The organism is Rhodomicrobium sp. (assembly GCF_047605405.1).
Lineage (GTDB): Bacteria > Pseudomonadota > Alphaproteobacteria > Rhizobiales > Rhodomicrobiaceae > Rhodomicrobium > Rhodomicrobium lacus.
Genome location: NZ_JASGFR010000005.1, coordinates 108,440 through 134,416, shown reverse-complemented (window position 1 = coordinate 134,416; position 25,977 = coordinate 108,440). Strand labels below are relative to the sequence as shown.

Sequence of the window (25,977 nt, the reverse complement as noted above, 5' to 3'; positions counted from 1 at the left end):
GACAGCCGCACGCTTGAAGGACGCCGCGCTGGCAAGAGGCACCGATGTGCAAGGCGTCATCGAGCTGGCTGTCGATGAGTGGCTTGCTCGCCAGATGCCAGGGGCTTTGCGTTAGGCTCGAACAAGCACCGGCTCTTGGCGCCGCTCCCGTTGCGCGCCAGCCCGACACCCGGCACCTCGGTCAAAAGCAAGATTGACATGGGTCCGGATAGATGACAGCTTGCCGTCAAATAGCGGCCGTGCAGTCTGAAGCATGGATTTTCTTGCTTCACCCGCCGCATGTTTTTTTCCAATAATCAGGCCGTCCAGCTGCGCGTGGATTTAGGCTCTTTGCCGTTAGGTGTGCATCTCAGGGGTGCCGCGCGGCTCAAAGGACAATCTCGTGACTTCTGTGACCTTCGAAGCCTTAGGGCTTGCAAGCCCCCTGTTGCGCGCGCTCGCTGACGAAAACTACGTTCAGCCGACGCCGATTCAGGAAAAGGCTATCCCCCATCTTCTGCAGGGCCGTGACGTGCTCGGCCTCGCCCAAACCGGCACCGGCAAGACCGCCGCATTCGCGCTGCCCATCCTGCAACTCCTCTCGGAACGGCAGGACAACCCCAAACCGAAAACCGCGCGAGCGCTTGTCCTCGTTCCGACACGCGAACTGGGGCTGCAAATCGCCGAGAGCTTCAAGGCTTACAGCCGGCACCTGAAACTGACGAGCACCGTCATCATGGGTGGCGTCGCGATCGGCCCGCAGATAAGGGCGTTGAGCCGGGGCGTGGATTTCCTTGTGGCAACGCCGGGGCGCCTGCTGGATCACTTGTCCCAAGGCACCGTCGACCTCGGGCAGACAGCCTTCTTCGTGATGGACGAAGCGGACATGATGCTCGACATGGGCTTCATTCGCGACGTTCGCAAGCTCATGAAGGCCATGCCACGGAAAAGGCAATCGATCATGTTCTCGGCCACAATGCCCAAGGAAATAGCGACGCTGGCCGCGGAAATCCTCAAAGATCCCGTACGGGTCACCATTCCGGCGAAAACGGTCGCCGTCGAACGAATCGATCAGCGCGTTCACCTCGTCTCATCGGGCAACAAACCCAACATGCTCGCCGGACTGCTGGATCAGCCGGAGTTCGACCGGGTCATCGTCTTCACCCGAACCAAGCGCTCCGCCAACCGTGTTGCGGAACGTCTCGCGCAGGGCGGAATCGCCACAGAGGCCATCCACGGAAACAAGAGCCAGGCCGCGCGGCAGAAGGCGCTTGAAAATCTTCGGATAGGGAAAGCGCGCGTGCTCGTCGCGACCGATATTCTGGCGCGCGGGATCGATGTGGACAGCATCAGCCACGTCATCAATTACGAATTGCCGAACGACCCGGAGAACTACGTTCATCGGATTGGCCGAACGGCGCGCGCAGGGACCGACGGCATCGCGATCTCCTTCTGCGACATGAGTGAACGGAGCAGCCTGCGCAACATCGAACGCTTCCTCGGGCGCACGCTGCCCCAGGTGACCGATACACCGGTTATCGCCGCGACCACGGCGAACGTGATCGCCGCGCAACCGAGGCCGTCGAGGACTCGCAAATACCGCCCGACACGATCCTCCTCCAGATCGGCGTCCCGCTGATCGGGACCTGAAAATCGCAGCGTCATGCCTCGTCCGATTTACGGCAGGACGCTGCAAGTCTCGAATTCAATGAGTGTGCTGGAGGGGACGCGGCGTGGATCGATTGGCCACGCATGCGCGGCGCATCATAGCTGGCGCATGATCGCAAACGCGACGCGAGTTTGCGGATAAAACCTTGTGTTACTCGCCTGCCTGCGCCGGGCTGATTTCGACGCTCTCCCCGCAACCGCAGGCGCTCGTCTGGTTCGGGTTCTTGAAAACAAAACCCGAGGTGAATTTCTCGGTCCTGTAATCCATTTCGGTGCCGAGCAGGTAGAGGATCGCCGAAGGCTCGATGAGAATGCGCACGCCCTTCTCTTCGACCACCTCTTCGAAGGGGCGCGTCTCGGACGCGTACTCCATCGTGTATTCCATGCCGGCACAGCCGCCCTTCTTGACGCCCACGCGAAGCCCCACCACGGGCGTCTCGGACCGTCCCATGATGGCCTTTACACGCTCCGCCGCCGCATCGGTCAGCGTAACGACCTTGCCAAAAGACCTTGCCAATTTCGCCTCCCTTGTTCGCCGCCCGAAGCTTTCGCATTGATTGCAAAAAGCTCCGGCTGTTGATGTGACGCTATAGTCTCGCGAGAACGCAACACACTCGCCACAGAAGTGAGGCCGATTTCAAATCCGCCGCTCTACCCCGATATAGGGAGCCGGTGGGCAGAAACCAGATATCTCTCCTTATCGCTCGGCGTCAGAACATGTTGAGCGCGACACGCGCCTCGTCCGACATCCGAGATGGATCCCACGGCGGCGTGAACACGATCTTCACGCGCACGAGGCTCACGCCTTCGACCGCGCCGAGCGCATTTTCCACCCAGACCGGCATATCGCCCGCCACGGGACATCCCGGCGCTGTCAGCGTCATTTCCACGTCCACCTCGCGGTCGGAATTGATGTCGATCTTGTAGATGAGGCCAAGCTCGTAGATGTCGACCGGAATTTCCGGGTCGTAGATCGTCTTCAGGGCGGCGATCAGCGCGTCCGTGATTCGGTCCAGCTCTTCCTGCGGAATGCCGACTTCATCATGCGCCGACTTCGCCGTTTCCACCGTATGCGCGCACGGCTCCGGCAAATCCTTGTGCTTCGGATCGTCCTGCGGTCCGTCCCACGGGGCGTTTTCGATCCGCGTCTTTGCCTGTTCCATGGTCTCGCTCATCTGAAAAAACGCTCCGCTTTCTGTAGCCCTTCGACGAGCGCGTCGACTTCCGCGCGCGTATTGTAAAGGGCGAAGGATGCCCGGCAGGTCGATGTCAGCCCGAAGCGCGCGAGCAGCGGCTCCGCGCAGTGGCTGCCCGCGCGCACCGCGATGCCCGAACGGTCGAGAATCGTCGCCACGTCATGGCTGTGCGCTCCCTCCATCGCGAAGGAAAGGATTGCGCCCTTTTCGCGCGCGCTACCGATGAAGCGCAGCGAATTGAACGGCTTCAGCTGCTCCTCGGCGTAGCGCAGCAGGTCGAGTTCGTGCGCGCGGATCTTCGCCTTGCCGACGCTGTCGATATAGTCGAGCGCAGCCGTCAGCCCCGCCGCCTGTGCGATCATCGGGGTGCCGGCCTCGAAGCGGTAGGGCGGGTCATTGTACCTGATCGCGTCCCGCGTGACGGTCTCGATCATTTCGCCGCCGCCGAGGAAAGGCGGCATCGCTTCGAGATGCTCGCGCTTCGCATAGAGCGCGCCGATGCCCGTCGGGCCGTAAAGCTTGTGTCCGGTGATGACGTAGAAATCGCAGTCGATGTCCTGCACGTCGACGTCGCAATGCACCGCGCCCTGGCTGCCGTCTATCAGCACATAGGCCCCGTGCGCGTGCGCGATGCGGCAGATGTCCTTGATCGGCGTCGTTGTGCCGAGCACGTTCGACATATGCGTGATGGCGACGATCTTGGTTTTCGGCGTGAGCGCTGCCTCGAAATCCTCAAGACGGAACTCGCCCTCGTCCGTGACCGGCACCCAGTTGAGAACGACGCCGCGCCGCTCGCGGTGGAAATGCCACGGCACGATGTTCGAGTGATGCTCCATGATCGAGAGCAGCACTTCGTCGCCCTCTTTCAGATGAAGCCCGCCGAAGGACGCGGCGACGAGGTTGATCGCCTCGCTCGCATTCTTCGTGAAGACGATCTGCTCCGAACTCGGCGCGTTGAGGAACTTCGCCACGCGCTCGCGACCGCCTTCGTATGCTGCTGTCGCCGCGTTCGCGAGGTAGTGCAGCCCGCGATGCACGTTCGCATATTCTTCGGAGTAAGATTTCAGGATCGCGTCGAGCACAACTTTCGGCTTCTGCGCGCTCGCCGCGTTGTCGAGATAGACGAGCGGCTTGCCGTAGACTTCGAGCGACAGCGCCGGGAAGTCTCTGCGGATCGCGTCCAGATCGTAGGAAGCAGCCGCGATGTCTTTCTCAATCAGGGTCATCACTTGTTCTCCCGAGGAGGCTCTACTTCGCAGCGAGCCATGCCGCAACCTTTTCGTCCAGCGCGGCGTGCAAGCCTTCGTTATCGACCGTATCGAGCGCCGCGCCGACGAACGCCGCGATGAGGAGCGCCCGCGCCTGCGCCTCAGGGATGCCGCGCGCCTGCAGATAGAACATCAGATCCTCGTCGAGTTGACCCGCCGTCGCGCCATGGCCGCAGACGACATCGTCGGCAAAAATCTCAAGCTCGGGCTTCGAATCGAATTCGGCGTCGTTCGAGAGGAGCAGCGCGTTCGCCATCTGCTTTCCGTCGGTCTTCTGCGCGCCGCGCTGCACGGCGACCTTGCCTTGGAAAACGGCTCTCGCGCGGTCGTCGAGCACGGCCTTGACGAGTTCGCGGCTTTCGCAATGCGGCGCTGCGTGATCGACCACGAGGGTGAAATCGACATGACTGCGACCGCGCGCCAGAATGGCGGCGTTATAGGTTGCGCGCGCATGCGGTCCGGTGAAACGGATCGTTCCCTCCGAGCGGGTCAGCGCGCCGCCGATTGCTGCGTGAGTCGGCTCGTAAACCGCGCCTTCGCCAAGCGTGACGGTGGCGGAGGACAGATGCAGCGAGGCTTCGCTCTGGGTCAGTCGGGCGTGCTTGAGTGTGGCGCCCTTGCCGATTTCGAGTGCCGAGTAAGACCATGCCTGCGAGGCGCCCGCGCCGAGATGCGTCTCGATGATGGAAGCTTCCGCGCCGTCGCCGAGAGTGATCGCGTTGCGCATCGCATAGGCACTCCCTTCGCCCGGCGCGATGACGATGATGTGGATCGGCTTGTCGAGTTTCCGGCCGGGCGCAATCGAAATCAGCGCGCCCGAAGTCGCGAACGCCGTCGAAAGCGCGGCGACGACATCGCCTTTCGGCAGGGTGAGTGCAGCAAGGGCGTCTCCGGCTTCGCTTTCCGATTTCAGTTTGCTGCAAAGCGGCTTGAAAGAGATGCCCGGCGCGCCTTGAAGGGTCGAAAGATCGGGGCGGAATTTGCCGCCCGCGAACACGACGCGATAGGCTTCGACGTTTGCAAGCGTTCTGCCGAGAGACGCATTGACGTCGACCTGCTCCGCGCCATCGAGTCCACCGAGCGGATGCACCGCCGTCATCAGCGCGCGAAGGTCGGTGTATTTCCACGCTTCGACGCGGCGATGCGGCACGCCCAGCGCAGCGAAGGCGTCGAGCGCTTCTTCGCGCCATGCTCTGACCGCCGGAACGTCCGCACCCGGCAGCCTGCCGCTTACGCTCGCGTAGAGGTCGAGGAAGCGCTGTTCTGCCGGCGTGGCCGCGGCCGTGATTGTCTGATGAATGGTCATGGCCGCTCCTTAAGCCGCTTCGGCGCCGTAGGACGCGTAGCCCGACTCTTCCAGTTCCAGCGCGAGTTCCTTGCCGCCCGAGCGGAGCACCTGACCGCGCGCCATCACGTGCACCACATCAGGCACGATGTAGTTCAGCAGCCGCTGATAGTGGGTGATGACGATCATCGCCGTATCGGGCGAGCGGAGACGGTTGACGCCCTCGGCAGCGACGCGGATCGCGTCGATGTCGAGCCCGGAATCCATTTCGTCGAGGAGGCAGAGCGTCGGCTTCAGCAGCGCCATTTGCAGCACTTCGTTACGCTTCTTCTCGCCGCCGGAAAAACCGACATTGAGCGGACGCTTCAGCATCTCCATGGAGATCCCGAGCTTTTCCGCCTCTGTCTTCACCGCGCGCATGAAGTCCGGGATCGAGATTTCGGCTTCGCCGCGCGCCTTGCGATGCGCGTTCATCGCCGCGCGAAGGAAGGTCAGCGACGCGACGCCGGGAATCTCCATCGGGTACTGGAACGCGAGGAACACGCCCGCCTGCGCGCGCTCTTCCGGCGACATGGCGAAGAGATCCTGGCCGTTCCATGTGGCCGAACCGCCGGTTACCTCATAGCCTTCCTTGCCCGAGAGGACATAGGAAAGCGTGGATTTTCCCGAGCCGTTCGGTCCCATGATGGCGTGAACCTCGCCCTTCGGCACCGTAAGGCTGAAGCCTTTCAGGATTTCCTTGCCGTCGACTTCCGCGCGAAGGTCTTTGATTTCAAGCATTTGTTTTCCTAACTCCGAGTTCCGTCCGCGCCACCCGAACGCAAGCGTTGTTCATCCCGCTTTGTCTTCCGCCAGTCGAACCAGAAAGCGCCGATCCCAAGCGCAATGAAGAAAATGTAGAGCACGAGCTGAGCAGACCCCGTCAGAGCGTAAATGACAGCCAGAGCCACGATCACCAGAACGGCAAACGCAATCGGCAAGCCGTAACCGCCGCGTGTTTTCACAGAATCATTCATGTTGGCCTCCGTGCCAAAATCAAACCGAGGATAAGCGTCACCGGAAAACCTATCAGATGACGCGCCGCCGCTGTCCAGCCGAGCGACTTCGCCGCGATCACATAATCCGCGAGCGGCACGAGCGAAAGCGCGAGAAGCGCGAAACCCGCCGCCCGAGCCTGCCTCCCCACCGCGAGCGTAAGCACGATCAGCCCGAGAGAGATATCGCGGGCGCCGAGCGCTGGCATCAGGTCCGTGTTCGCCGCCAGGTGCGACGGATCGATGCCGAACGCCTGCACGGCGTTGCCCGGCGCCCAGATCATCGCGGCGCCGATGAGGCACAGAAACGCGCCGAGCAATGCGGCCAGTATCAGCGCCATTCGTCTCCCCCTCCGCCGTGGCTCGCGCCGTGTTCAATCCGTTACCCCACGCTGCCTTCGAGGCTGATCGAGATGAGCTTTTGCGTTTCGGCCAGAAACTCCATCGGAAGCTGCTGAAGCACGTCGCGCACGAAGCCGTTCACGATCAGCGCCACGGCTTCTTCCTCCGAAAGCCCGCGCTGGAGGCAGTAGAACAGCTGGTCGTCCGAGATCTTCGACGTCGTCGCTTCGTGCTCGAACTGGGCCGTTGCGTTTTTCGCCTCGATGTATGGAACCGTATGCGCGCCGCACTGATCGCCTATGAGCAGGCTGTCGCACTGCGTGAAATTACGTGCGTTCGTGGCGCGGCGGTGCGCCGAGACGAGCCCGCGATAGGTGTTGTCCGACCGGCCCGCCGAGATGCCCTTCGAGATGATGCGGCTCGACGTGTTCTTGCCGAGGTGGATCATCTTCGTGCCCGAGTCGACCTGCTGGCGGCCGTTCGAGATGGCAATGGAGTAGAACTCGCCGCGGCTGCCGTCGCCGCGAAGGATGCAGGACGGATATTTCCACGTGATCGCCGAGCCGGTTTCGACCTGGGTCCACGAGATCTTCGAGTTGCGGCCACGGCAATCGCCGCGCTTCGTCACGAAATTATAGACGCCGCCCTTGCCGTCCTTGTCGCCCGGATACCAGTTCTGAACGGTGGAATATTTGATTTCCGCATCGTCGAGCGCGATCAGCTCGACCACGGCGGCGTGAAGCTGGTTCTCGTCGCGCATCGGCGCGGTGCAGCCTTCGAGGTAGCTCACATAAGAGCCCTTGTCCGCGATGATGAGCGTGCGCTCGAACTGCCCCGTGTTCTTCTCGTTGATGCGGAAATAGGTGGAAAGCTCCATAGGGCAGCGGACACCCTCGGGCACGTAGACGAACGAGCCGTCGGAGTAGACCGCCGAGTTCAGCGTTGCGAAATAATTGTCCGATGTCGGCACGACGCTGCCGAGATATTTGCGAACGAGTTCGGGATGGTCGCGCACAGCCTCCGAGATCGGGCAGAAGATCACGCCCGCCTTCGCAAGTTCATCCTTGAAGGTCGTCACAACGGAGACGCTGTCGAACACCGCATCCACGGCCACGCGCGGCGCTGTAACCTCCGCGCCTTCCACGCCCGCAAGCACGGCCTGTTCGCGCAGCGGAATGCCGAGCTTCTCGTAGGTGCGGAGCAGTTCCGGGTCCACCTCGTCGAGGCTCTTCGGCTTCTCGGCCGACTTCGGCGCGGAATAATAATACAAATCGTCGTAGTCGATCTTCTGATAGTGCACGCGCGCCCAGGTGGGCTCCTCCATCGTGCGCCAGCGGCGATAGGCTTCGAGCCGCCATTCGAGCAGCCATTCCGGCTCGCCCTTTTTGGCCGAGATAAAGCGAACAACCTCCTCGCTCAGACCTTTCGGCGCGCGCACACTCTCGATGTCGGTCGTGAAACCGTATTTGTACTTGTCGACATCGATTTCGCTGACGCGTTCGATCGTGTCCTGTTCGGCCATGTCTCACTCCTTCGAGGCGGCCCGCCGAAACGGACCTTTCATTTCAGGCGGCGGAGCGCGTTTCGCGCCTGCCGCAAATCTTGTCCAGAGCGGCAAGAAACCGCTCGATGTCTTCATCGCGCGTCGCCCAACCGGTCGAAACCCGGATCGCGCCCGCCGCGAGATTTTCGCCCGCACCCATCGCCGTGAGCACATGCGATCGCTCCACCTTGCCCGACGAGCACGCGGAACCGGAACTCACCGCCACGCCTTCGAGATCGAGCGCCATCAGCATCACGTCGGCGCGCTTTCCGGGAACGGCGAAGCATGTCGTGTTCGCCAGCCGGCCCGCGCCTTCGCCGAAAATAACGGCTTCCGGAGCGATATCTTGCAAGCGTTGTTCCAGCTTCGAACGAAATGCGGCACACTTGGCAATCAACATCTCTTGATCGCGCAGCGCCGCCTCAAGCGCGGCGGCCAATCCGGCGATAGCAGCAACGTTTTCAGTGCCGGAACGCAAACGACGCTCCTGGCCGCCACCTTTCACAAAAGCGGGAGGCGGCTCCCCACAGCCCCGCAAGATCGCCGCGCCAACGCCTTTCGGTCCGCCAAATTTGTGCGCGGAGAAAAAAACAGCGTCGGATTGTTCTAATTCCGACAAATGCATCCGGCCGACAGCTTGCACCGCATCGCAAACAAGCGTTGCCCCCTTCTCGCGAACGAGCTGCGCGATCTCGCGCAGCGGCTGGAGAACGCCCGTCTCGTTGTTCGCGGCCTGCACCGCCACGACCGCGCCGGGTGCCACGGCTTCTTCGAGCGCGCCAAGATCCAAGCGACCTTCCGCCGTTACCGGCAAACCCCGCACACTCCCTGCCGGGAAACGATGCCCTTTCAGCACGCAGGGATGCTCGACCGCCGAGACAGCAAGCGCAGCGTCGCCACGCGGATGAAGCAGCCAGTTTGCCGCCTCCGTCCCGCCAGAGGTGAACGTCACAGCCGAAGCCTTCACGCCAAAAGCCCTTGCCACCGTCTCGCGCGCTCGCTCCACAGCCGCGCGAGCCGCGCGACCTTCGCCATGGATCGACGAGGGGTTCCCGACAAAATCCAGTGCATCAATCATCGCCTCGCGCGCCTCCGGTCGAAGCGGAGCCGTCGCGTTATAGTCGAGATACACGCGCTCCACGTTCAAACCTCCGCTTTCGACACGATGCGAAGAGCATCCTCGTCGGCTGGAAAAGGCACCACCTGCGCGCCGGAAAAGCGACCGTTGAGCACGTCTGCTACGGTTGCGTCGGCCAGAAATCGTTCGATATGCGTGCCGAGCGCGAGCCACAGATGGTGAGTGGAGCACCGCTTTGAGGCGACGCACCCGGATTTAGTCTCGGTTTCGCAACGCGTCATGCGAACCGGCTCATCCACCGCAGCCATCACGTCGCCAATCGAAATTGCCTCCGCGCTTCGTTCGAGGACATAGCCGCCGCCCGGTCCACGCACCGACCGGACAATTCCCTTTCGCCGCAGCTTCATGAAAAGCTGTTCAAGATAGGCGAGCGAAAGATCGAGACGCAGCGAAATATCGCTCAGGGCAAGAGGTCGGCCGTCGCTCTGTCGGGCAACTTCGACGATGGCCATCACGGCGTAGCGACCTTTGGTGCTGAGCAGCATATTTATGCTTTCTTTACGCCCCGTTAGTGAGAAAGGGCGTGGAAATTCACGCCTCTTTTGTGATACGACACCGAAAACCTCGCGGCGGCGAGATCACAACGGGTCAAAATTCCCTTGCTACTCTGTATAGGATTTCCGACCGTCAGAGTCAACTATTGGGGCGGTTCGCTCGCGGCTCGCAAGCGCGCGCCTGAGCGCGAGAGGCGCCGCGATCAGGCGCCGCGCTGAGATAAGGCCAGCAAAAAACATCAGCCAGCGCAGAGTTTCGCGATAACGAGGTCTAAGAAGAATGCCCGAAGTAATCATCAATGGCCCGGCGGGCCGGATAGAAGGACGCTATCATCACGAGTCGGCGTCCGGCGCTCCGATTGCGATCATCCTTCATCCGCACCCGCAATTCGGCGGGACCATGAACAACCAGATCGTTTATAGCCTTTATTACACCTTCGTGCAGCGCGGATTCTCCGTGCTCCGTTTCAACTTCCGCGGCGTGGGGCGCAGCCAGGGGCTTTTCGATCAGGGACCAGGCGAACTCTCGGATGCCGCGACGGCGCTCGACTGGCTCCAGCTCGCAAACCCGGATGCGAAATCCTGCTGGATTGCGGGCGTTTCCTTCGGGGCGTGGATCGCGATGCAGCTTCTGATGCGGCGCCCGGAAATCGACGGCTTCATCTCGGTCGCCCCGCCCGCCAATCTCTACGATTTCAGCTTCCTCGCGCCGTGCCCCTCATCGGGGTTGATGATCAACGGCGACCGCGACCGCGTTGTGCCGCCCTCAGCAGTAAAGACGCTGGTGGACAAGCTCAAGACGCAAAAAGGCATCGTCGTCAGTCACGAAGTCATTCCTGGCGCAAACCACTTTTTCGAAGACAAGATCGAAGATCTCGTCACTGCCATGGAGAAATACCTCGACAGGCGCACCCTTGCCGTGCCGAAATCATCCCGCAAGGAAAAACCAGAGCAGGACAGCGATACGAAATAACTGGCGCTGTGGTTCAGCCGTTCGCGAAACTGGAGGAGTCGGCGCGTTCGTCGGCTCCACTCAAGCCACGCACTTTATTCTACTCGTCGGAAAGGCGATCAAACTTTATTAACTCTTTCGCGCGAATATGCCCGGGCTGATGGTATTTACAAAAAAAAGCCCATGCGCCCAAACTCATATCTGAAACGACAGAGACCGCTAAGGCAACCGGCGCCAGCATTGCCGCAAAGCCTTCGGCCCAAATCGAGCAAGGGCGCCATGGGAAAGACAATCCTGATCGTCGAAGATAATGAGCTTAACATGAAGCTCTTTCACGATCTTCTGGAGGCTCACGGCTATACCACCCTGCAAACGAGAAACGGGATCGACGCAATTGCGCTAGCGCGCAAGCATCGGCCGGACCTCATTGTCATGGATATTCAGCTTCCGGAAGTCTCCGGCCTCGATGTCACAAAATGGCTAAAGGAAGACGATAGCCTGCGACATATTCCGATCGTCGCTGTCACCGCGTTCGCGATGAAGGGCGACGAGGAACGCATCCGCGAGGGCGGTTGCGAAGCCTATGTGTCAAAACCGATTTCCGTTTCACGCTTCCTCGAAACAATCCGTCAATTCATTCCAGCGAATCTGGCGTAGAAGGCTGGGGATAACGGGGAAAACTCGTGACGCGAGACGTTGCGCGGAAAAATGCAGTGCTTTTCGAGGATTATTTCCTATAGAACGGAAATGTGTTGTTTAACAAGCGCTTGCTGACAAGCTTAAGTTGTCGTTAAAAAAGCGGGCAATGTTCACGAAGTGTTAAGGAGAGGGAGCGCAAAATCCGACGAGTGAGGCAGAACGATGTCATTCTTGCCTTGCCAAAATCGGTTGTTTCCTCATACTTATAACCAGTTACCCTGCGGAGTGCTCGGGTCCGCCGCATCTCCTGGGTCCGTAGGGCATACGACCGAAACCTCTTGTCGTCGCAAACATGACGGTTTCGGCAACAGCACGTTGGATCACGCCCTCTTGATCCGATGGCGCTCAGATCAGCTCCGCATCATAATCGGACTTACCCCGCTGCCGATGGTTGCGGAGCTGATCATCTCTTCATTTCTGATGAAAATCGACAAGGAGAACGCGAAGCCGCGGCTAGCGCGGCCGTCGCTACTTGATCTTCGCTTCCTTGAATTCCACGTGATGCTTGACCACGGGATCATACTTCTTGAGCGCAAGCTTCTCGGTCAAATTGCGCGGGTTCTTCTTGGTTACATAATAGTAGCCGGTACCCGCCGTGCTCACCAATTTGATTTTCTGAGTTACTGGTTTTGCCATGATACGTCCGAAACTTCTCCCCAATCGAGCGCAGAAAGTGCCCGCCTTGAGTCCCGCTGTCAACCCCGGCGGCGATTTTAAATCATTTCAGTTGAAAACCACGAACTTTCAGCAACTTTTTTCTATTCCCGGTTGAAAGGCTATTTCCAAAAAGAGCAAGATCAGCGGACGCGCGCTCTGGTTGTACTTTCGGCCGTTTCCCCGTATCGAGGGCACAGTGCCGTATTTTTGAGGTACCGACCGGGTTATCCGCGTCGGATTGGACCCGGTTTCCCCAGAAAGCCTGATCTAGCGCCGTCCCTTGGCGCCCTTGCCTGACCTGGGCCGAGCCGTTTTACCGCCGCCGCGTTTCCGCCCGACCTTGGCGAGCGCAGCGGAAAACTTCCCGTCGCTCATCATGTCGAACCGCAGCGCGCCCGCTGCCGGGTTCGCCTCGACGAGTTTAACATCGACGCGGTCGCCAAGGCGGAAGCTCTCGCCCGTGCGCTCACCGACGATGGCATGCAGGTTCTCCAGGTGCTTGTAGTAGTCGCGACCGAGCGTCGCCATGGGCACGAAGCCGTCAGCTCCCGTGTCGAGCAGCTTCACGAACAGGCCAAAGCGCGTCACGCCCGACACGCGCGCCTTGAACGTTTCGCCGACGCGTTCCGCCAGATGCATCGCGATGAGCCGGTCCACCGTCTCGCGCTCGGCAGACATGGCCTTGCGCTCGCTTTGTGAAATGTTCTCCGCGATGGCGTCGAGCTTCGCCTTCTCCGCGTCGGACAAGCCGCCCTCGCCCAGCCCGAAGGCGCTGACAAGCGCACGATGCACGACAAGGTCGGCATAGCGGCGGATGGGAGAGGTGAAATGCGCATAGCGGCGCAAGTTAAGGCCGAAATGGCCGATGTTGCCCGGCCGGTATTCCGCCTGCGCCTGCGAGCGCAGCACCACCTCGTTCAGGATCTCCTCGTGTTCCGTACCGATCGCCTTGTTCAGCACGCGATTGAACTGGCCGGGACGGTTGAAGCTCGTCTTGCCGGCGTTGACGCCGATGCTCGCGAGAAACTCGGAGAGCGCCACCAGCTTTTCCGATGAGGGCGCATCGTGGATACGATAGATGAGCGGCGACTTCTTCGCCTCCAGCGCCTCGGCGGCGGCAACGTTCGCCTGGATCATGAACTCCTCGATGAGCCGGTGCGCCTCCAGCCGCTCGGGAATGATGACCTTCGACACGAGCCCGCGCTCGTCGAGAACGATCTTGCGTTCCGGCAGATCGAGGTCGAGCGGCCCGCGACGATTGCGTGCTTCCTTCAGCACCTCGTATACAGCCCAGAGCGGCTTCAGGATCGGCTCAAGCAGCGGCCCGGTCTTGGCGTTAGGGCTGCCGTCTATGGCCGCCTGCGCCTCCTGATACGACAGCTTGGCCGCAGAGCGCATCATGGCGCGGGAAAAACGCTGTCCGGTCTTCTTGCCGTCGCGGTCGAACACCATCCGCACGGCGAGGCACGGCCGAAGCTCGTTTTCGCGCAGCGAGCAAAGCCCGTTCGAGAGCTTCTCCGGCAGCATCGGCACGACACGGTCGGGGAAATAGACCGAATTGCCGCGCAGCAGCGCTTCTTCGTCGAGCGCCGAGCCGGAGCGCACGTAAAAGGAGACGTCCGCGATGGCGACGATGACGACCGAGCCGCCCTCGTTGGCGGGATCGGTGTCGGGCGCGGCCCAAACCGCGTCGTCATGGTCTTTCGCGTCCGAAGGATCGATGGTGATGAGCGGCACGCGCGTGAGGTCTTCGCGGTGCGACATCGTCGCTTCCGGCAGCCGCTCAAGCTCGGCCATCACATCCTCGCCGAACACATCGCGCAGCCCGTGATTGTGGATCGCGATGAGGCTTACGGCCTTCTCGGCCTTGGGATGGCCGATGCGCTCGGTGATGCGCGCGGACGGACGATTTGTGCGCGAGTCCCGCAGCGTCTCGAAGCGGACGAGTTCGCCGTCCTCGGCGCCGTCCATCTCGCCATCGGCGACCGGCCACTCCTTCAAGTCCTTCTTGTCGATGGACTCGACCACGAAGCCGCGACCGGACTTGCGCAAGATGCCGAGCTGGCGCGCGCGTTCGCGCGGCAAGCGCTTGATGGGCGATGCGATGTAGGCGAAGCCGCCGGACTCTTCGGGCGCTTCCCCGCCATCGCCGTCCGCATCGGCTCCGCGCCCGGCTTCCCTGATGCGCGCCAGAACGTGATCGCCGACGCCGATGGCGGGGCCTTCGTAGCGGCGCGTGATGTTGAGGAGAATGCGAGGCGGCGCGCCGTCTTCATCCGCGTTCCAGTTCAGCGGCGCGCAGACGAGATCGCCTTCGCGATCCTGCGTCTTGACCACGATAACGGCGACGTTCGCCAGCGCCTCTTTCTTCACCACGCGGCGCGTGTCCGCGATGAGGCCGTCCGCCGCGAGTTCTTTCAGGATGCGTTTGAGTTCGATGCGATCCGAGCCCTTGATATCGAAGGCTCTGGCGATTTCGCGGCGGCCAATATTGCCGGTCGAGGAACGAATGAATTTGAGAATATCGTCTTTGGTCGGGGTCTTCGAGCGCACCACATCGGTGCGCTTCTCTTTCAGTTTCATGGTGTCTTTCTGACGAGGCGGGCTCATGTCGTCCCGCCCGCCGCTCTGGGTGTTGTCTTCTTCGCCGCAGCTTTCGCTTTCGGCTTGGTGTCGGCCTCGGTGGTCTTGGCCGCCTTCTCCTTCGCGGCGCTTTTCACCTTGCCGTTGGCGGCAGTCTTTTTAACTGCGGCGGCCTTGGCCTTCTTCGGCGCTTCCGCCTCATCGCCCGCATCGGCGGCCTTGGCCTTTACGGACTTCTTTTCTTTCGCGGGCGCATCCTTGGCCTTGGCGGATTTCGCCGTCTTGCCGCGCCCCTTCTTCGTATCGCCCGCTTCGATGCGCGCCGCGATCAGCCGCACCGCCTCTTCGACGGTCACATCCTGCGGTTCGGTTCCCTTCGGGATCGTGGCGTTGACCTTGCCCCACTTTATATAGGGACCGAAGCGGCCGGCGAGAACTTCCATCTTGCCGCCCTTTTCGGGGTGCTCGCCCAGAACCTTGATCGGCTCGGTTTTCGGGGCGCGGCCCTTGCCGCCGGAGCCGCCTTCCGCGATCACGGTCACGGCGCGGTTGAGGCCGATGGTAAACACCTCCTCGGCGTCGATCTTCACATATTTCCCGTCGTGCTCGACATAGGGACCGTAGCGCCCGAAGCCCGCTGAAATCTGCTTCTGCGTCTCGGGATGCAGCCCCACGGCACGCGGCAACGCGAGGAGCTTCAGCGCGAGTTCGAGGTTCACCTCGGCGCCCTTCAGCCCCGACGGAATGGACGCGCGTTTCGGCTTCTCGCCGTCGCCGCCCTCGCCAAGCTGGATATACGGGCCAAAACGTCCGTTCTTGAGGCATATGGCAAGCCCGGTCTCGGGATCGTTGCCCAGCACAGTGTCGCCCGCTGGCGCGGCGCCGTCGCCATTGCCGTTTTCGCCGGTCTTGAGCTGGCGCGTATAGCGGCATTCGGGATAGTTCGAACAACCGACAAACGCACCGAACCTGCCGACCTTCAGCGACAATTGCCCCTGATTGCAGAGCGGGCAGAGACGCGGATCGCCGCCGTCTTCCTTCGCCGGGAAAATGTGCGGGCCGAGCAGTTCGTTCAGCGCATCGAGCACCTGCGCCACGCGCAGATCCTTGATGTCCGTCACCGCGCCGATGAAGTCCTGCCAGAATTCGCGCAGCAGCGCCTTCCAGTCGAGCTTGCCGTCGGAAATCTGGTCCAGCCGGTCTTCGAGATAGGCCGTGAAGTCGTATTCGACGTAACGCTTGAAGAACGCTTCGAGGAACGTGGTGACGAGCCGTCCCTTGTCCTCGGGGACGAGTCGCTTCTTGTCGAGCTTCACATATTCGCGCTCGCGGAGCACGGCCATCGTGCTCGCATAGGTCGACGGGCGTCCAATGCCGAGACGCTCCATCTCGCGGATAAGCGTCGCCTCGGTATAGCGCGGCGGCGGCTCGGTGAAATGCTGTGCGGCGGTGACGCCCGAATCCTTCAGCGCCTCGCCCTGCTTCAGCGCGGGCAGGCGAGCGGAGTCTTCGTCGTCGGTGTCGTCGCGGCCTTCCTCATAAAGCCGCATGAAGCCGTCGAACTTCACCACGGAACCGGTCGCACGCACGCCATAGGGCACGCCGTCCTTGCCGGGCACGGAGATTTCCGCCGTTGTGCGCTCGATGTCGGCGCTCGCCATCTGGCTCGCAACCGCGCGCTGCCATATCAGCTTGTAGAGCCGCGCCTCTTCAGCCGAGAGACCGCGCAGCTTGTCCGGCTGACGGCGGAAGTCGGTCGGGCGGATCGCTTCGTGCGCTTCCTGCGCGTTCTTGGCCTTGGTCTTGTAGATGCGCGGCGCGTTCGGCACATAACGCGGGCCGAACTGGCTTTCGATCTGGCCGCGAGCCTGTGCGATGGCTTCCGGCACGATCTGCACGCCGTCCGTTCTCATATAAGTAATGAGACCGACCGTCTCGCCGCCGATGTCGATGCCCTCGTAAAGCTTCTGCGCGATCTGCATCGTCTGGCGCGGCGAAAGACCGAGCTTGCGCGACGCTTCCTGTTGCAGTGACGAGGTGGTGAAGGGCGGCGCGGGATTGCGCTTGTGGTCCTTCGCCTCGACGCTGTCGACGCGGTATGATTGCCCCGTGATCGCGTCGCGATAGGCGTGCGCGGTCGTCTCGTCCGGGATCTCGAACTTGTCGAGCTTCTTGCCGTCACGAGCGACAAGGCGCGCGGTGAACGCGTCGCCGCCGCCGTTCTTGAGCGCCGCTTCGACCGTCCAGTATTCGCGCGTGCGGAACGCCTCGATTTCGGCTTCGCGGTCGACAACGAGACGCAACGCCACGGACTGCACGCGGCCTGCCGAGCGCGCGCCCGGCAGTTTGCGCCACAGCACCGGCGAGAGCGTGAAACCGACGAGATAGTCGAGAGCGCGGCGCGCCAGGTAGGCATCGACCAGCGGCTCGTCGATCTTGCGCGGGTTCTTCATCGCGGTGAGGATCGCGTCCTTCGTCACGGCATTGAACGCGACGCGCTCCACGGATACGCCGTTCAACGCGCGCTTCTGCTCCAGAATTTTCAGCAGGTGCCAGGAGATGGCCTCGCCTTCGCGATCCGGGTCAGTCGCGAGAATGAGGCGATCCGCGCCCTTCACGGCCTTGGCGATCTCGTTGACGATCCGGCTGGAGTCGGCCTCCACCTCCCACGTCATTTCGAAGTCGTTATCGGGCAGAACGGAGCCGTCCTTCGCGGGCAGGTCTCGCACATGGCCGTACGACGCGATGACCTTGTAATCGGCCCCCAGATACTTGTTGATAGTTTTCGCCTTCGCGGCGCTTTCGACGATAACGATGTTCATTGAGATACGATCTTGTTCGTGAGGCCGTGGCCTGGAGGGCTATCAGGTCGGCGGGGAGAATCGATCCTTCAAGAGTAGAACAGCTGCACCATAACGGCGCACCCTGATCCCTTCCGCCTGACAATCACGCCTGCCCGAGAGTTTTTCCTCGCCCTAACTGGCCGCGATGTCTTGCTTTTTGCCGGTTTCGACTAGAGAGGACATTCCCTGAAAATGTGTGCTTTTCCGAAACCCTTCCCTTGGTCAGTCGTTTCCATTGCCTTCTCCAGGATTCGGATATCAGGCTTGTAATGCGCAACCGCGCCCGATAAATCAAGCCTGAAGCGTTCAGAGGTCGGACACACGGACGGCCAACCGGGGCAAAACCTGTATGAAAACAGATACAGAAGAGCCTCCCCATGGCGCAGATCGGCCGCCATTGGCGACGATAGGCAAATGCGATATCATGACGCCATGACCATAAGAGCTTTGCCGAAAGAGCCGCGAGATCGAACGACCCGGGCAGCAGAGGGAATGCCACGGCGGCGCTTCACGCTCGACGAACTGGAGAAGATGACGGCCGCAGGCATCCTCGACGAGGATGAGCGCATCGAGCTGATCGGTGGAGATGTCGTGCCGATGACCCCGAAGGGGAACCACCACGAGGTTTTGAAAGCCGCCCTGAACTGGCATTGGGCGCGGCGTACGCCGGATCATCTCCGTTTCGTCCCGGAGACCACCTTGCGGCTCGCGCCCGACACCTATCTCGAACCCGACTTCGTGTTCTTCGACAAGGAAACCGGCGTTTCGGGCCTGAACGCGGAAACGGCGCATCTCGTCGTGGAGATTGCGGATTCGAGCTACGCCTACGACATCGGGCGGAAGGCGGCGCTTTATGCCGCTTTCGGTATCCCGGAACTCTGGGTCATCCACGCGGTCAGGCTCGAAACGCGCGTCCATCGGAAGCCTTCTCCCGCAGGCTATCAGGAGACGAGCGACCTTTCGGCCGATCGCCGTCTTGTCCCGGCTTTCTGCGAGCATCTCGCGGTTACGCTCGGCGAACTCGACCTGCGATAAAGCTTTTGCGCGCAATCAAACAAGCGCTGCGGCTTCCTCGATAGCGGCATAAACCGCGTCCAGTTCGCTCGGCGTCGTGCAATAGGGCGGCATGATGTAGACCGTGTTGCCGAGCGGGCGCAGCATAAGCCCCCGCGACAGGAAGAAGTCCATCAGCTTCGGCGCGATGCCTGCGAGATAGCCCGCATCCTTCACGCGAAGGTCCATCGCCGCGATAGTGCCGAGGCTGCGCGCGTCGGTGAAACCGCGATGCCCAGCGAGCCGCGCCACGCGTTCGGCCTGCGCTGCAACGAGGCTCGCGATCCGGTCCCGCACAGGCTCCTCGCGCCAGACGCGCAGATTTGCGGCAGCGGCGGCGCAGGCGATGGGGTTCGCCGTGAACGAACTCGAATGGAAGAACATGCGCGCACGATCCGGCGAATAATGAGCCTCGAAGATCTCTTGCGTCGCGAGCGTCACCGCGAGCGGGATAACGCCGCCGGTCAGCCCCTTCGCGAGGCACATGATGTCGGGCGCGATGCCCGCCTGCTCGCAAGCGAACAGCGTCCCAGTGCGGCCGAAGCCCGTCATCACCTCGTCCGCTATGAACAGGACGCCGTACCGTCGCGCGATATGGTGAAGCTCGCGCAACGCGTCGGGCGTATAAAAGAGCATGCCGCCAGAGCCGAGGATCAGCGGCTCCACGATGATCGCGGCGGGCGGATCGCGGCGACACGCAGCCTCGAACGCGTCGAACGCCACCTGCTCCCGGCCCGGCGCGGGGTAGGGTATGCGTTCCACCTCGAACAGCAGCGGCCCGTAGGGATCGTTGAAAACACCGCGCGCTCCGACCGACATGCACCCGATGGTGTCGCCATGATAGGCGTGCTCCAGCGCCACGATGCGGGTGCGCTTTTCTCCGCGATGGACGAAATAGCCGAGCGCCATCTTCAGCGCCACTTCCACCGAAGTTGAGCCGCTGTCCGAGAAGAAAACGCGTTCGAGCCCCTCCGGCGCAATCTCCACGAGCCCGCGCGCGACCTCCTCCGCCGGCTCATGCGTGAAACCCGCGAAAATAAGCTGATCCAGCACGCCCGCCTGCGCGCGGATCGCCTCCACGATGGGCGGGTGATTATGCCCGTGCGTGATGACCCACCACGAGGCGATGCCGTCATAGATGCGGCGACCGTCGGCAGCCTCAAGCCAGGCGCCTTCGCTGCGCGCGATCTTCGTCATGACAGGCTGGAGCGCGTGCTGCGTGAAGGGGTGCCAGATCGGCGATTGCGATGTCATGTCATTGCTCCTTGCGGGCGCGAACGCTTGAGCCTCACGCCCTTCCGGCTATCGGCGGCTCGCCGCGCGCGCTTCTTTCGCGACGGTGAGCAGAAAGCGCGCGGCGATATCCTCGGCAAGCGCGGGCTTGAGGCGCGTGTCGCGCAACGCGCCATTAAGATCGCCCAGCCGCGCCGCCAAGGCCGGAATCGTCCATTTGCGGATCTGTGCCGCGAGGGCGTCCTGCTGTTTGTAATACACCGGCGGCCGCAGCTCCTTGACGGCCTGCATCGGCGATGCCCCCGCATCTACCGCAACGCGCAGCGCATGCAGACGAAGCAGGCTCGACCCGAGCACTACGAAGACCGGCGACACGTTCGACTCTACCGCCATGTAGCGCTCGAACGCGAGGATCGCCTTGCGGCCGTCGCCGTCGAGCGCCGCGTCCACGATGTCGGACAGGTCCGCAGTTTGCTGATCGTTCAGGCACTCTTCCACCTGCGCCGCCGTGATGCGGCGGTCATCTCCCGCATAGGTGATGAGCTTCGCGGTTTCCGAGCGCGCCAGCAGCGCCGAAAAATCGCAACGCGCAGCCACGAGCGCCGCCGCTTCTCCATCGATCTCGTAACCGGCTTCGGCGGCCTGATGGCGGATCGCCGCGACGACGCTGTCGGGGTCTTCGCCATAACAACCGATCGCCGCGAGATGCGCGGCTGCCTCGAAGCTCTGCGCGAGCTTGTGGCTTTTCTTCATGTCCGGCGCTTGCGCGATCAGGAAGGCGCCATCGAAAGGGCGCGCGATAGCGTCCGCCAGGATCGCCTGCGCCTTTACCGGCAGCGACGTCAGCCAGACGATGCGCGTTCCCCCGAAAAGCGAATGCGTCGTCAATTCCACGATGACGCGGTCAGGATCGGCGGCAAGATCGGTGTCGTGCAGGCGGGCGAGTTCAGCGTCCGGGCCTAGCCTTTTCAGGAGGACGCGGCTCAGGGCATCCGCGCGGGCCGCGATTTGCAATGCGTCCGAGCCATAGAACAGAAAACCGCGAACCGCAGGCTGCGGTGCGGCGAGGAACCTGTCTAGCGATGAGGCGCTTGGCGCGACCATGGAAAACTTCTGGCCCGGTTAGGTTCGAGCTTCAGTCACCCGAATTCTGCGAGCGGCGACAGTCGGTCAACCCGGTTGGGATGACCGACCAATGTTGATGCTCCGGCTACGCGTCGCGCGAGAGATAAGCGGCGAGGCGCGTTTTCAACGTGTCGGCGAGCGTGCGGGCCGCGCGGTCCTGCGCGTTGAGCGCGGCGCGGGTGTCGCCGTAGATGGAACCCGCATTGCCGGTCGAACCCGCAAGGTCGTAGGCTGCTTCGGACGTGCTCGCGCCCTTGAACACGGTTTCATTGTCCGAGAGACGAACGAGGCGGAACTCCGCATCAAGCTGCAGGATGCGGCCCGTCGGGTTGCCCGCCTGCGTGACGAGGGTGTTTCGATAGCTTTCGCGCAACGCGATGTCGAGCCGATAGACGGGAGCAAGTGTGCCACCTCCGCCCGTGGTGCCAAAAAGAAGCTCGTTGCGCAGCTTCTGGCCGGTGCGGCTCGGAATCGTGGCGATTTCGACGCGCTTCATCGCCTCTACGAGAGACTGTCCGCCAGCCGTCGGAGTTCCGTACAGCGGATGAAATCCGCAGCCGGCCGAACCGAAAGCGAGGAAACCTGCGATCACGGCAAGTCCTGCCCCCCTGCGAAGCCGCTTGCCGCTTTTCGAGATTTCAAGCCACGACATTGACGATCCTTTCGGGAACCACGATCACCTTTTTGATCGGCCTACCGTCCACTGCCCGAGTGACGCTTTCGAGGCGAAGCGCCGCCGCCTCGACATCGGCGCGGTCCGCGTTGCGCGGCACGACGATCTCGTCACGGCGTTTCCCGTTCACCTGTACGGCAATGGTTACGGTATCGTCAACGAGCAAGCTCTGCTCAACCTCCGGCCAAGCTTCGTTTGCGAGAAGCGTGTTGTAGCCAAGCAGCGAAAAGCCCTCTTCGGCGAGGTGCGGCATGATCGGATTGATCATGTGCACGAAGAAAACGCTCGCCTCGCGCAGCGCGAAGCCGAAGCTTTCATCTCCCGCCGTGCCCTTGTCCTGAAGTGCGCCTTGCAGGGCATTCGCGAATTCGTAGACCGCCGCGATGGCGCGGTTGAAGCGCAGCCCCTCGATCTCCTCGGCGACAGCGGCGAGCCCCTTGTGCGCGGCGCGGCGCAAGGCCTGCGCTGGAGCGGAGAACGTGGCGGGCGCCTTTGCGTCGACGGGCGCGAGCCTCGGCTCCGCCTCGTTCAGAAGGCGCCAGACGCGCTGCGTAAAGCGCCACGCGCCCTGCACGCCTTCCTCGGTCCAGACCACATCGCGCTCCGGCGGGCTGTCGGAAAGCACGAACCAGCGCGCGACATCGGCGCCGTAGTGCTGCGTGAAGACGTCGGGATCGATGGTGTTCTTCTTCGATTTCGACATCTTTTCGATGCTGCCGATGCTGATCGGCGCGCCATCGAGGCGGAAAGCCTTGCGCACGCCGCTCTCGGTCTCGATCTTGACCTCGTCCGGGGCAAGCCAGTTCTGCTTGTCGTCGAAATAGGTTTCGTGCAGCACCATGCCTTGCGTGAACAGGGCATTGAACGGCTCCGCAAGGCCGAGATAACCGCAATCCTTCATCGCGCGCGTGAAGAACCGCGCATAGAGAAGGTGCAGAATCGCGTGCTCGACGCCGCCGATATACTGATCGACAGGCAGCCAGTAATCCGCCTGCGCGCTCTCCACCGGCTCGGCGGCATGCGGCGCGGTGAAGCGCGCGAAGTACCACGAGCTATCCACGAAGGTGTCGAACGTATCCGTTTCGCGCGTCGCCTTGCCTCCGCAGGTCGGGCATTCGACATGCTTCCACGTGGGGTGATGATCCAGCGGATTGCCGGGCTTGTCGAACGACACGTCATCCGGGAGACGCACCGGCAGATACTTGTCCGGCACCGGCACGACACCGCATTTTTCGCAATGGATGACGGGGATCGGACAGCCCCAGTAGCGCTGACGCGACACACCCCAATCGCGCAGGCGGAAGGTGGTCTTCTTCTCGCCTATGCCGCGCTTCGCGAGGCGGTCCGCAACTTCTTCCTTCGCGGCATCCACGGTCAGACCGTTGAGGAAAGAGGAATTTTGCAGCAGGCCCGGACCCGTATAGGCTTCGTCGCCGACCTTGAACTCGGCCGGATCGGTATCTTCCGGAATGACGACGGCTTTCACCGTGAGGTTATATTTCCGCGCGAAATCGAGGTCGCGCTGATCGTGCGCGGGGCAGCCGAAGATCGCGCCCGTGCCGTAGTCCATCAGGATGAAGTTCGCCACATAGACCGGCAGCTTGACGCCCTCATCGAACGGATGCGCGGCGAAGAGCCCCGTGTCGTAGCCCTTCTTTTCCGCGCGGTCGATATCCTCCTGCGCGGTGCCGATGCGACGGCAATCCTCGATGAATTCGACGAGCTTCGGATCGGTCTTCGCCAGCTCCCTCGCGAGCGGATGCTCGGGCGAAATGCCGACAAAACTCGCGCCGAAGAGGGTGTCGGGCCGCGTGGTGAACACCTGCACCGTTTCGTGTCCCGCAGGCAGGCCTTTGCCCGAGAGGCTGAAACGCATGAGCAGGCCCTGGCTCTTGCCGATCCAGTTCCTCTGCATGAGCCGCACCTTGTCGGGCCACTTGTCGAGCGTATCGAGGCCGTCAAGCAGGTCATCGGCGTAATGCGTGATCTTGAAGAACCACTGCGCCAGCTCCTTCTGCTCGACGAGCGCGCCGGAGCGCCAGCCGCGGCCGTCGATCACCTGCTCGTTCGCGAGCACGGTGTGATCGACCGGGTCCCAGTTCACCTTGCTCTTCTTCCGGTAGACGAGGCCCTTCTTGTAGAAGGCCTGAAAGATGCGCTGCTGCTGGTGGTAATATTCGGGGTCGCAGGTGGCGAATTCGCGCGTCCAGTCGAGCGAAAGGCCGATGCGCTTCAGCTGTGTGCGCATGGCTTCGATGTTGTCGTAGGTCCATTCGCGCGGGTTGATGCCCTTCTGGATTGCGGCGTTTTCCGCCGGGAGGCCGAACGCATCCCAGCCGAAGGGATGCAGCACGTTGAAGCCCCGCGCGCGCTTGTAGCGCGCCACGACATCGCCCATCGTGTAATTGCGGACATGCCCCACATGGATGCGCCCGGACGGGTAGGGGAACATCTCAAGCACGTAATATTTGGGTCTTGAGCGATCGGTGGACGTGAGAAAAGTCTGTTGCTCTTCCCAAATCCGCTGCCAATGTTTCTCACGCTCCGGGGCGTTGTAGCGTTCCTGTGCCATGGGTCATGTTCCTCGCGCGAAAGCGCGGCAAAAAAGGTTTGCGTGATATGAAGTTGAAAGGGAGCCTCGGTCAAGAGAAGCGCATGACATGAGCACAGACGATCAACCGTTCAATTCCAGCGCCGTTGAAGACGCTTATCTTTCGATCCGCGAGCGCGTATGGCGCGCGGCGCAGAACGCGGGGCGCGATCCGGCTTCCGTGAAGCTCGTGGCGGTGACGAAAACCTTCGACGCAGAGCATATCCGGCCGGTTCTCCGGCAAGGTCACGTTCTCTTCGGCGAAAACCGCATTCAGGAAGCCATGCGGAAATGGCCGCCGCTGCGCGAGGAATATCCGCGCGCGGAGCTGCATGTCATCGGCCCGATCCAGACGAACAAGGCGCGCGAGGCGGTGACGTTCTTCGATTGCATCGAGACGGTCGACCGGCCGAAGCTCGCGGCGGCGCTGGCGCATGAGATTCAGAAGCAGGGACGCGCCCCGAAGCTGTTCGTGCAGGTCAATATCGGAGAGGAGCCGCAGAAAGCGGGCGTCGCGCCGGATGACGCCGCCGCATTTGTACGCCAGTGCGAGCGCGAGTTCGGCCTTTCCGTCGCGGGGCTGATGTGCATCCCGCCGTTCGACGACGATCCGGTGCCCTATTTCGAGAAGATGGCGGCGCTGCGGAAGGAACTGGGGCTGCTCGAACTCAGCATGGGCATGAGCGGCGACTTCGAGGCCGCCATCGCGGAGGGCGCGACGCTCGTGCGCGTCGGCTCCGCGATTTTCGGCGGGCGGTGACGGAGCGGGGCTGGAGCGGCCCGCTTTGATTGCATCAAAAGCGCGCTCCAGCTTTTTGTCAGGCCGTCGCGTCTATCGGAAAGCCGCTTCGCACCCTTCCGGTCTACAGCGTCGTGCCGCTAATCAGTCTCCCGAAACGAATAGAGTCCCGCCTTGTTCAATGGACCGGCGATTTATCGCTATTTCCCTGCGGCACGTCGTCGATGAGAATCGGCATGGAAAGGGGAGCGGCGTGCTTCGGCGCTTCGAGATAGCCGACGGGCACGGGCGCGGGTTCGGGCAGAAGGTCTGCCATCTCTTCGGTGCGGGAGGAGAAAAACACGTCGTCGATCTGCGCCAGGAACACCTCGCACGCCGTGCGCAATTCGAACAGCGCGGTGCGACCGCCCACGAGATAGGATCCGCCATGGACCGGCTGGTGCACGCTGCGCGGGTCTGGCTGACGCAGCGACAGGAAGCGCGAGAGCGAACCGCCGCCATTGAACATGCGCTGCGCGTCGCGGACGAACTCAGCCTGCAACGCCTCGCAAGCGGATGTGGCCTCAAGCATCTGTTCGATCTCGTCCTGGAAATCGGGCGCGATCTTGCGCAGTTCCGAAGCCCAGTTGCGCGCGCGCATGATCTTCATGAGCATCAGCGCTTCGCGTTCCTGGAAGGTCTTGCATCCTTCGCGGAAACGACCGAGCCGGGCGGCGATTTCCGCGTGCCCGGCTCCTTTGACGTCAGCTTTGGGAAGCGCGGTTCGCTCGAAGAACCATGCATCGCTGATTGCTGATTTCAGCGCATCTTTCAGGAGATACACGATCGTATAGATATCGTGGTCTTGCGGTTGGGTGATCGTCCAGAGCGCCATCGTTGCGTC

The 25,977-nt window shown here is 62.1% G+C and carries 23 protein-coding genes; 5 read left to right on the top strand and 18 right to left on the bottom strand.

The genetic code is table 11. The annotated features are described in order from the left end of the window. Positions 1–382 precede the first annotated feature (382 nt). Complete coding sequence (locus QM659_RS03725; protein WP_415187414.1) at positions 383–1,618, top strand: DEAD/DEAH box helicase; 1,236 nt, start codon at positions 383–385, stop codon at positions 1,616–1,618. A gap of 180 nt (positions 1,619–1,798) precedes the next feature. On the opposite strand, the gene QM659_RS03720 is transcribed toward QM659_RS03725, so the two are convergent. The 10 genes from QM659_RS03720 to QM659_RS03675 form a co-directional block, all read right to left on the bottom strand. Then, positions 1,799–2,164, bottom strand: coding sequence for a HesB/IscA family protein (locus QM659_RS03720; RefSeq protein WP_303483277.1), 366 nt, complete (start codon positions 2,162–2,164; stop codon positions 1,799–1,801). A 193-nt stretch (positions 2,165–2,357) separates the two neighbouring features. After that, positions 2,358–2,822 (bottom strand): SUF system Fe-S cluster assembly protein, encoded by a 465-nt coding sequence (locus QM659_RS03715; RefSeq protein ID WP_303483280.1) that lies wholly within the window; start codon positions 2,820–2,822, stop codon positions 2,358–2,360. Further along, entirely contained in the window at positions 2,819–4,069 is a 1,251-nt protein-coding gene (locus tag QM659_RS03710; RefSeq protein WP_415187413.1) for an aminotransferase class V-fold PLP-dependent enzyme, read from the bottom strand. Before QM659_RS03710 ends, QM659_RS03715 begins: the two co-directional genes overlap by 4 nt. Positions 4,070–4,091: 22 nt before the next feature. After that, a complete protein-coding gene (gene sufD, locus QM659_RS03705) occupies positions 4,092–5,417 on the bottom strand; it encodes a Fe-S cluster assembly protein SufD (RefSeq protein ID WP_415187412.1) in 1,326 nt (441 codons plus the stop codon). A 9-nt stretch (positions 5,418–5,426) separates the two neighbouring features. After that, positions 5,427–6,176, bottom strand: a complete 750-nt coding sequence (gene sufC / locus QM659_RS03700; RefSeq protein WP_127079038.1) for a Fe-S cluster assembly ATPase SufC — start codon at positions 6,174–6,176, stop codon at positions 5,427–5,429. Positions 6,177–6,184: 8 nt separating this feature from the next. Then, a complete protein-coding gene (locus QM659_RS03695; RefSeq protein WP_303483291.1) occupies positions 6,185–6,412 on the bottom strand; it encodes a hypothetical protein in 228 nt (75 codons plus the stop codon). Next, complete coding sequence (locus QM659_RS03690) at positions 6,409–6,771, bottom strand: DUF4267 domain-containing protein (RefSeq protein WP_415187411.1); 363 nt, start codon at positions 6,769–6,771, stop codon at positions 6,409–6,411. The genes QM659_RS03695 and QM659_RS03690 overlap by 4 nt, the downstream gene beginning before the upstream one ends. A 41-nt stretch (positions 6,772–6,812) precedes the next feature. Next, on the bottom strand, positions 6,813–8,294 hold the full coding sequence (sufB, locus tag QM659_RS03685; protein ID WP_303483296.1) for a Fe-S cluster assembly protein SufB: 1,482 nt from the start codon (positions 8,292–8,294) through the stop codon (positions 6,813–6,815). Positions 8,295–8,337: 43 nt separating this feature from the next. Next, complete coding sequence (locus tag QM659_RS03680; RefSeq protein WP_415187410.1) at positions 8,338–9,462, bottom strand: cysteine desulfurase family protein; 1,125 nt, start codon at positions 9,460–9,462, stop codon at positions 8,338–8,340. Continuing rightward, positions 9,459–9,938, bottom strand: coding sequence for an Rrf2 family transcriptional regulator (locus tag QM659_RS03675; RefSeq protein WP_415187409.1), 480 nt, complete (start codon positions 9,936–9,938; stop codon positions 9,459–9,461). Before QM659_RS03675 ends, QM659_RS03680 begins: the two co-directional genes overlap by 4 nt. Positions 9,939–10,227: 289 nt before the next feature. Here QM659_RS03675 and QM659_RS03670 point away from each other — a divergent pair, with 289 nt between their 5' ends. Beyond that, positions 10,228–10,920 carry an alpha/beta hydrolase gene (locus tag QM659_RS03670; RefSeq protein ID WP_127079050.1) on the top strand — a complete coding sequence of 231 codons (693 nt, stop codon included), beginning with the start codon at positions 10,228–10,230 and terminating at the stop codon, positions 10,918–10,920. 258 nt (positions 10,921–11,178) lie between these two features. Continuing rightward, positions 11,179–11,556, top strand: a complete 378-nt coding sequence (locus QM659_RS03665) for a response regulator (RefSeq protein WP_127079052.1) — start codon at positions 11,179–11,181, stop codon at positions 11,554–11,556. A gap of 510 nt (positions 11,557–12,066) precedes the next feature. Here QM659_RS03665 and rpmG read toward each other — a convergent pair. From rpmG to topA, 3 genes are all read right to left on the bottom strand, one after another. Further along, positions 12,067–12,234 (bottom strand): 50S ribosomal protein L33, encoded by a 168-nt coding sequence (gene rpmG / locus QM659_RS03660; RefSeq protein ID WP_013420445.1) that lies wholly within the window; start codon positions 12,232–12,234, stop codon positions 12,067–12,069. Between the two features lie 288 nt (positions 12,235–12,522). Next, complete coding sequence (gene rnr / locus QM659_RS03655; RefSeq protein WP_415187408.1) at positions 12,523–14,838, bottom strand: ribonuclease R; 2,316 nt, start codon at positions 14,836–14,838, stop codon at positions 12,523–12,525. Between the two features lie 23 nt (positions 14,839–14,861). Further along, a complete protein-coding gene (gene topA, locus QM659_RS03650) occupies positions 14,862–17,660 on the bottom strand; it encodes a type I DNA topoisomerase (protein WP_415187407.1) in 2,799 nt (932 codons plus the stop codon). Positions 17,661–18,173: 513 nt separating this feature from the next. Here topA and QM659_RS03645 point away from each other — a divergent pair. After that, the gene (locus QM659_RS03645) at positions 18,174–18,716 is read left to right on the top strand and encodes a Uma2 family endonuclease (RefSeq protein ID WP_415187406.1); all 543 of its coding nucleotides are present in this window, start codon (positions 18,174–18,176) and stop codon (positions 18,714–18,716) included. A 15-nt stretch (positions 18,717–18,731) separates the two neighbouring features. On the opposite strand, the gene QM659_RS03640 is transcribed toward QM659_RS03645, so the two are convergent. The 4 genes from QM659_RS03640 to leuS all read right to left on the bottom strand — a co-directional run bounded on the left by QM659_RS03640 (position 18,732) and on the right by leuS (position 24,337). After that, positions 18,732–19,988 (bottom strand): adenosylmethionine--8-amino-7-oxononanoate transaminase, encoded by a 1,257-nt coding sequence (locus QM659_RS03640; RefSeq protein WP_415187405.1) that lies wholly within the window; start codon positions 19,986–19,988, stop codon positions 18,732–18,734. A gap of 48 nt (positions 19,989–20,036) precedes the next feature. Next, positions 20,037–21,071, bottom strand: a complete 1,035-nt coding sequence (holA, locus tag QM659_RS03635) for a DNA polymerase III subunit delta (RefSeq protein WP_415187404.1) — start codon at positions 21,069–21,071, stop codon at positions 20,037–20,039. Between the two features lie 106 nt (positions 21,072–21,177). Next, on the bottom strand, positions 21,178–21,744 hold the full coding sequence (locus QM659_RS03630; RefSeq protein ID WP_127079064.1) for a hypothetical protein: 567 nt from the start codon (positions 21,742–21,744) through the stop codon (positions 21,178–21,180). Then, positions 21,731–24,337 (bottom strand): leucine--tRNA ligase, encoded by a 2,607-nt coding sequence (leuS, locus tag QM659_RS03625; RefSeq protein ID WP_415187403.1) that lies wholly within the window; start codon positions 24,335–24,337, stop codon positions 21,731–21,733. Before leuS ends, QM659_RS03630 begins: the two co-directional genes overlap by 14 nt. 88 nt (positions 24,338–24,425) lie before the next feature. On the opposite strand from leuS, the gene QM659_RS03620 reads away from it, so the two are divergent. After that, on the top strand, positions 24,426–25,115 hold the full coding sequence (locus QM659_RS03620) for a YggS family pyridoxal phosphate-dependent enzyme (protein ID WP_415187402.1): 690 nt from the start codon (positions 24,426–24,428) through the stop codon (positions 25,113–25,115). Between the two features lie 157 nt (positions 25,116–25,272). On the opposite strand, the gene QM659_RS03615 is transcribed toward QM659_RS03620, so the two are convergent. Beyond that, positions 25,273–25,968, bottom strand: coding sequence for a hypothetical protein (locus tag QM659_RS03615; protein ID WP_415187401.1), 696 nt, complete (start codon positions 25,966–25,968; stop codon positions 25,273–25,275). Between the last annotated feature and the right edge of the window lie 9 nt (positions 25,969–25,977).

Coding starts and splice junctions, on each gene's coding strand:
- sufD (WP_415187412.1), bottom strand. CDS start 5,417: ATGACCATTCATCAGACAATCACGGCCGCGGCCACGCCGGCAGAACAG.
- QM659_RS03645 (WP_415187406.1), top strand. CDS start 18,174: ATGCCACGGCGGCGCTTCACGCTCGACGAACTGGAGAAGATGACGGCC.
- QM659_RS03710 (WP_415187413.1), bottom strand. CDS start 4,069: ATGACCCTGATTGAGAAAGACATCGCGGCTGCTTCCTACGATCTGGAC.
- QM659_RS03615 (WP_415187401.1), bottom strand. CDS start 25,968: ATGGCGCTCTGGACGATCACCCAACCGCAAGACCACGATATCTATACG.
- QM659_RS03620 (WP_415187402.1), top strand. CDS start 24,426: ATGAGCACAGACGATCAACCGTTCAATTCCAGCGCCGTTGAAGACGCT.
- QM659_RS03675 (WP_415187409.1), bottom strand. CDS start 9,938: ATGCTGCTCAGCACCAAAGGTCGCTACGCCGTGATGGCCATCGTCGAA.
- rpmG (WP_013420445.1), bottom strand. CDS start 12,234: ATGGCAAAACCAGTAACTCAGAAAATCAAATTGGTGAGCACGGCGGGT.
- QM659_RS03665 (WP_127079052.1), top strand. CDS start 11,179: ATGGGAAAGACAATCCTGATCGTCGAAGATAATGAGCTTAACATGAAG.
- QM659_RS03640 (WP_415187405.1), bottom strand. CDS start 19,988: ATGACATCGCAATCGCCGATCTGGCACCCCTTCACGCAGCACGCGCTC.
- holA (WP_415187404.1), bottom strand. CDS start 21,071: ATGGTCGCGCCAAGCGCCTCATCGCTAGACAGGTTCCTCGCCGCACCG.
- QM659_RS03690 (WP_415187411.1), bottom strand. CDS start 6,771: ATGGCGCTGATACTGGCCGCATTGCTCGGCGCGTTTCTGTGCCTCATC.
- QM659_RS03630 (WP_127079064.1), bottom strand. CDS start 21,744: ATGTCGTGGCTTGAAATCTCGAAAAGCGGCAAGCGGCTTCGCAGGGGG.
- topA (WP_415187407.1), bottom strand. CDS start 17,660: ATGAACATCGTTATCGTCGAAAGCGCCGCGAAGGCGAAAACTATCAAC.
- leuS (WP_415187403.1), bottom strand. CDS start 24,337: ATGGCACAGGAACGCTACAACGCCCCGGAGCGTGAGAAACATTGGCAG.
- sufB (WP_303483296.1), bottom strand. CDS start 8,294: ATGGCCGAACAGGACACGATCGAACGCGTCAGCGAAATCGATGTCGAC.
- sufC (WP_127079038.1), bottom strand. CDS start 6,176: ATGCTTGAAATCAAAGACCTTCGCGCGGAAGTCGACGGCAAGGAAATC.
- QM659_RS03715 (WP_303483280.1), bottom strand. CDS start 2,822: ATGAGCGAGACCATGGAACAGGCAAAGACGCGGATCGAAAACGCCCCG.
- QM659_RS03670 (WP_127079050.1), top strand. CDS start 10,228: ATGCCCGAAGTAATCATCAATGGCCCGGCGGGCCGGATAGAAGGACGC.
- QM659_RS03695 (WP_303483291.1), bottom strand. CDS start 6,412: ATGAATGATTCTGTGAAAACACGCGGCGGTTACGGCTTGCCGATTGCG.
- rnr (WP_415187408.1), bottom strand. CDS start 14,838: ATGAAACTGAAAGAGAAGCGCACCGATGTGGTGCGCTCGAAGACCCCG.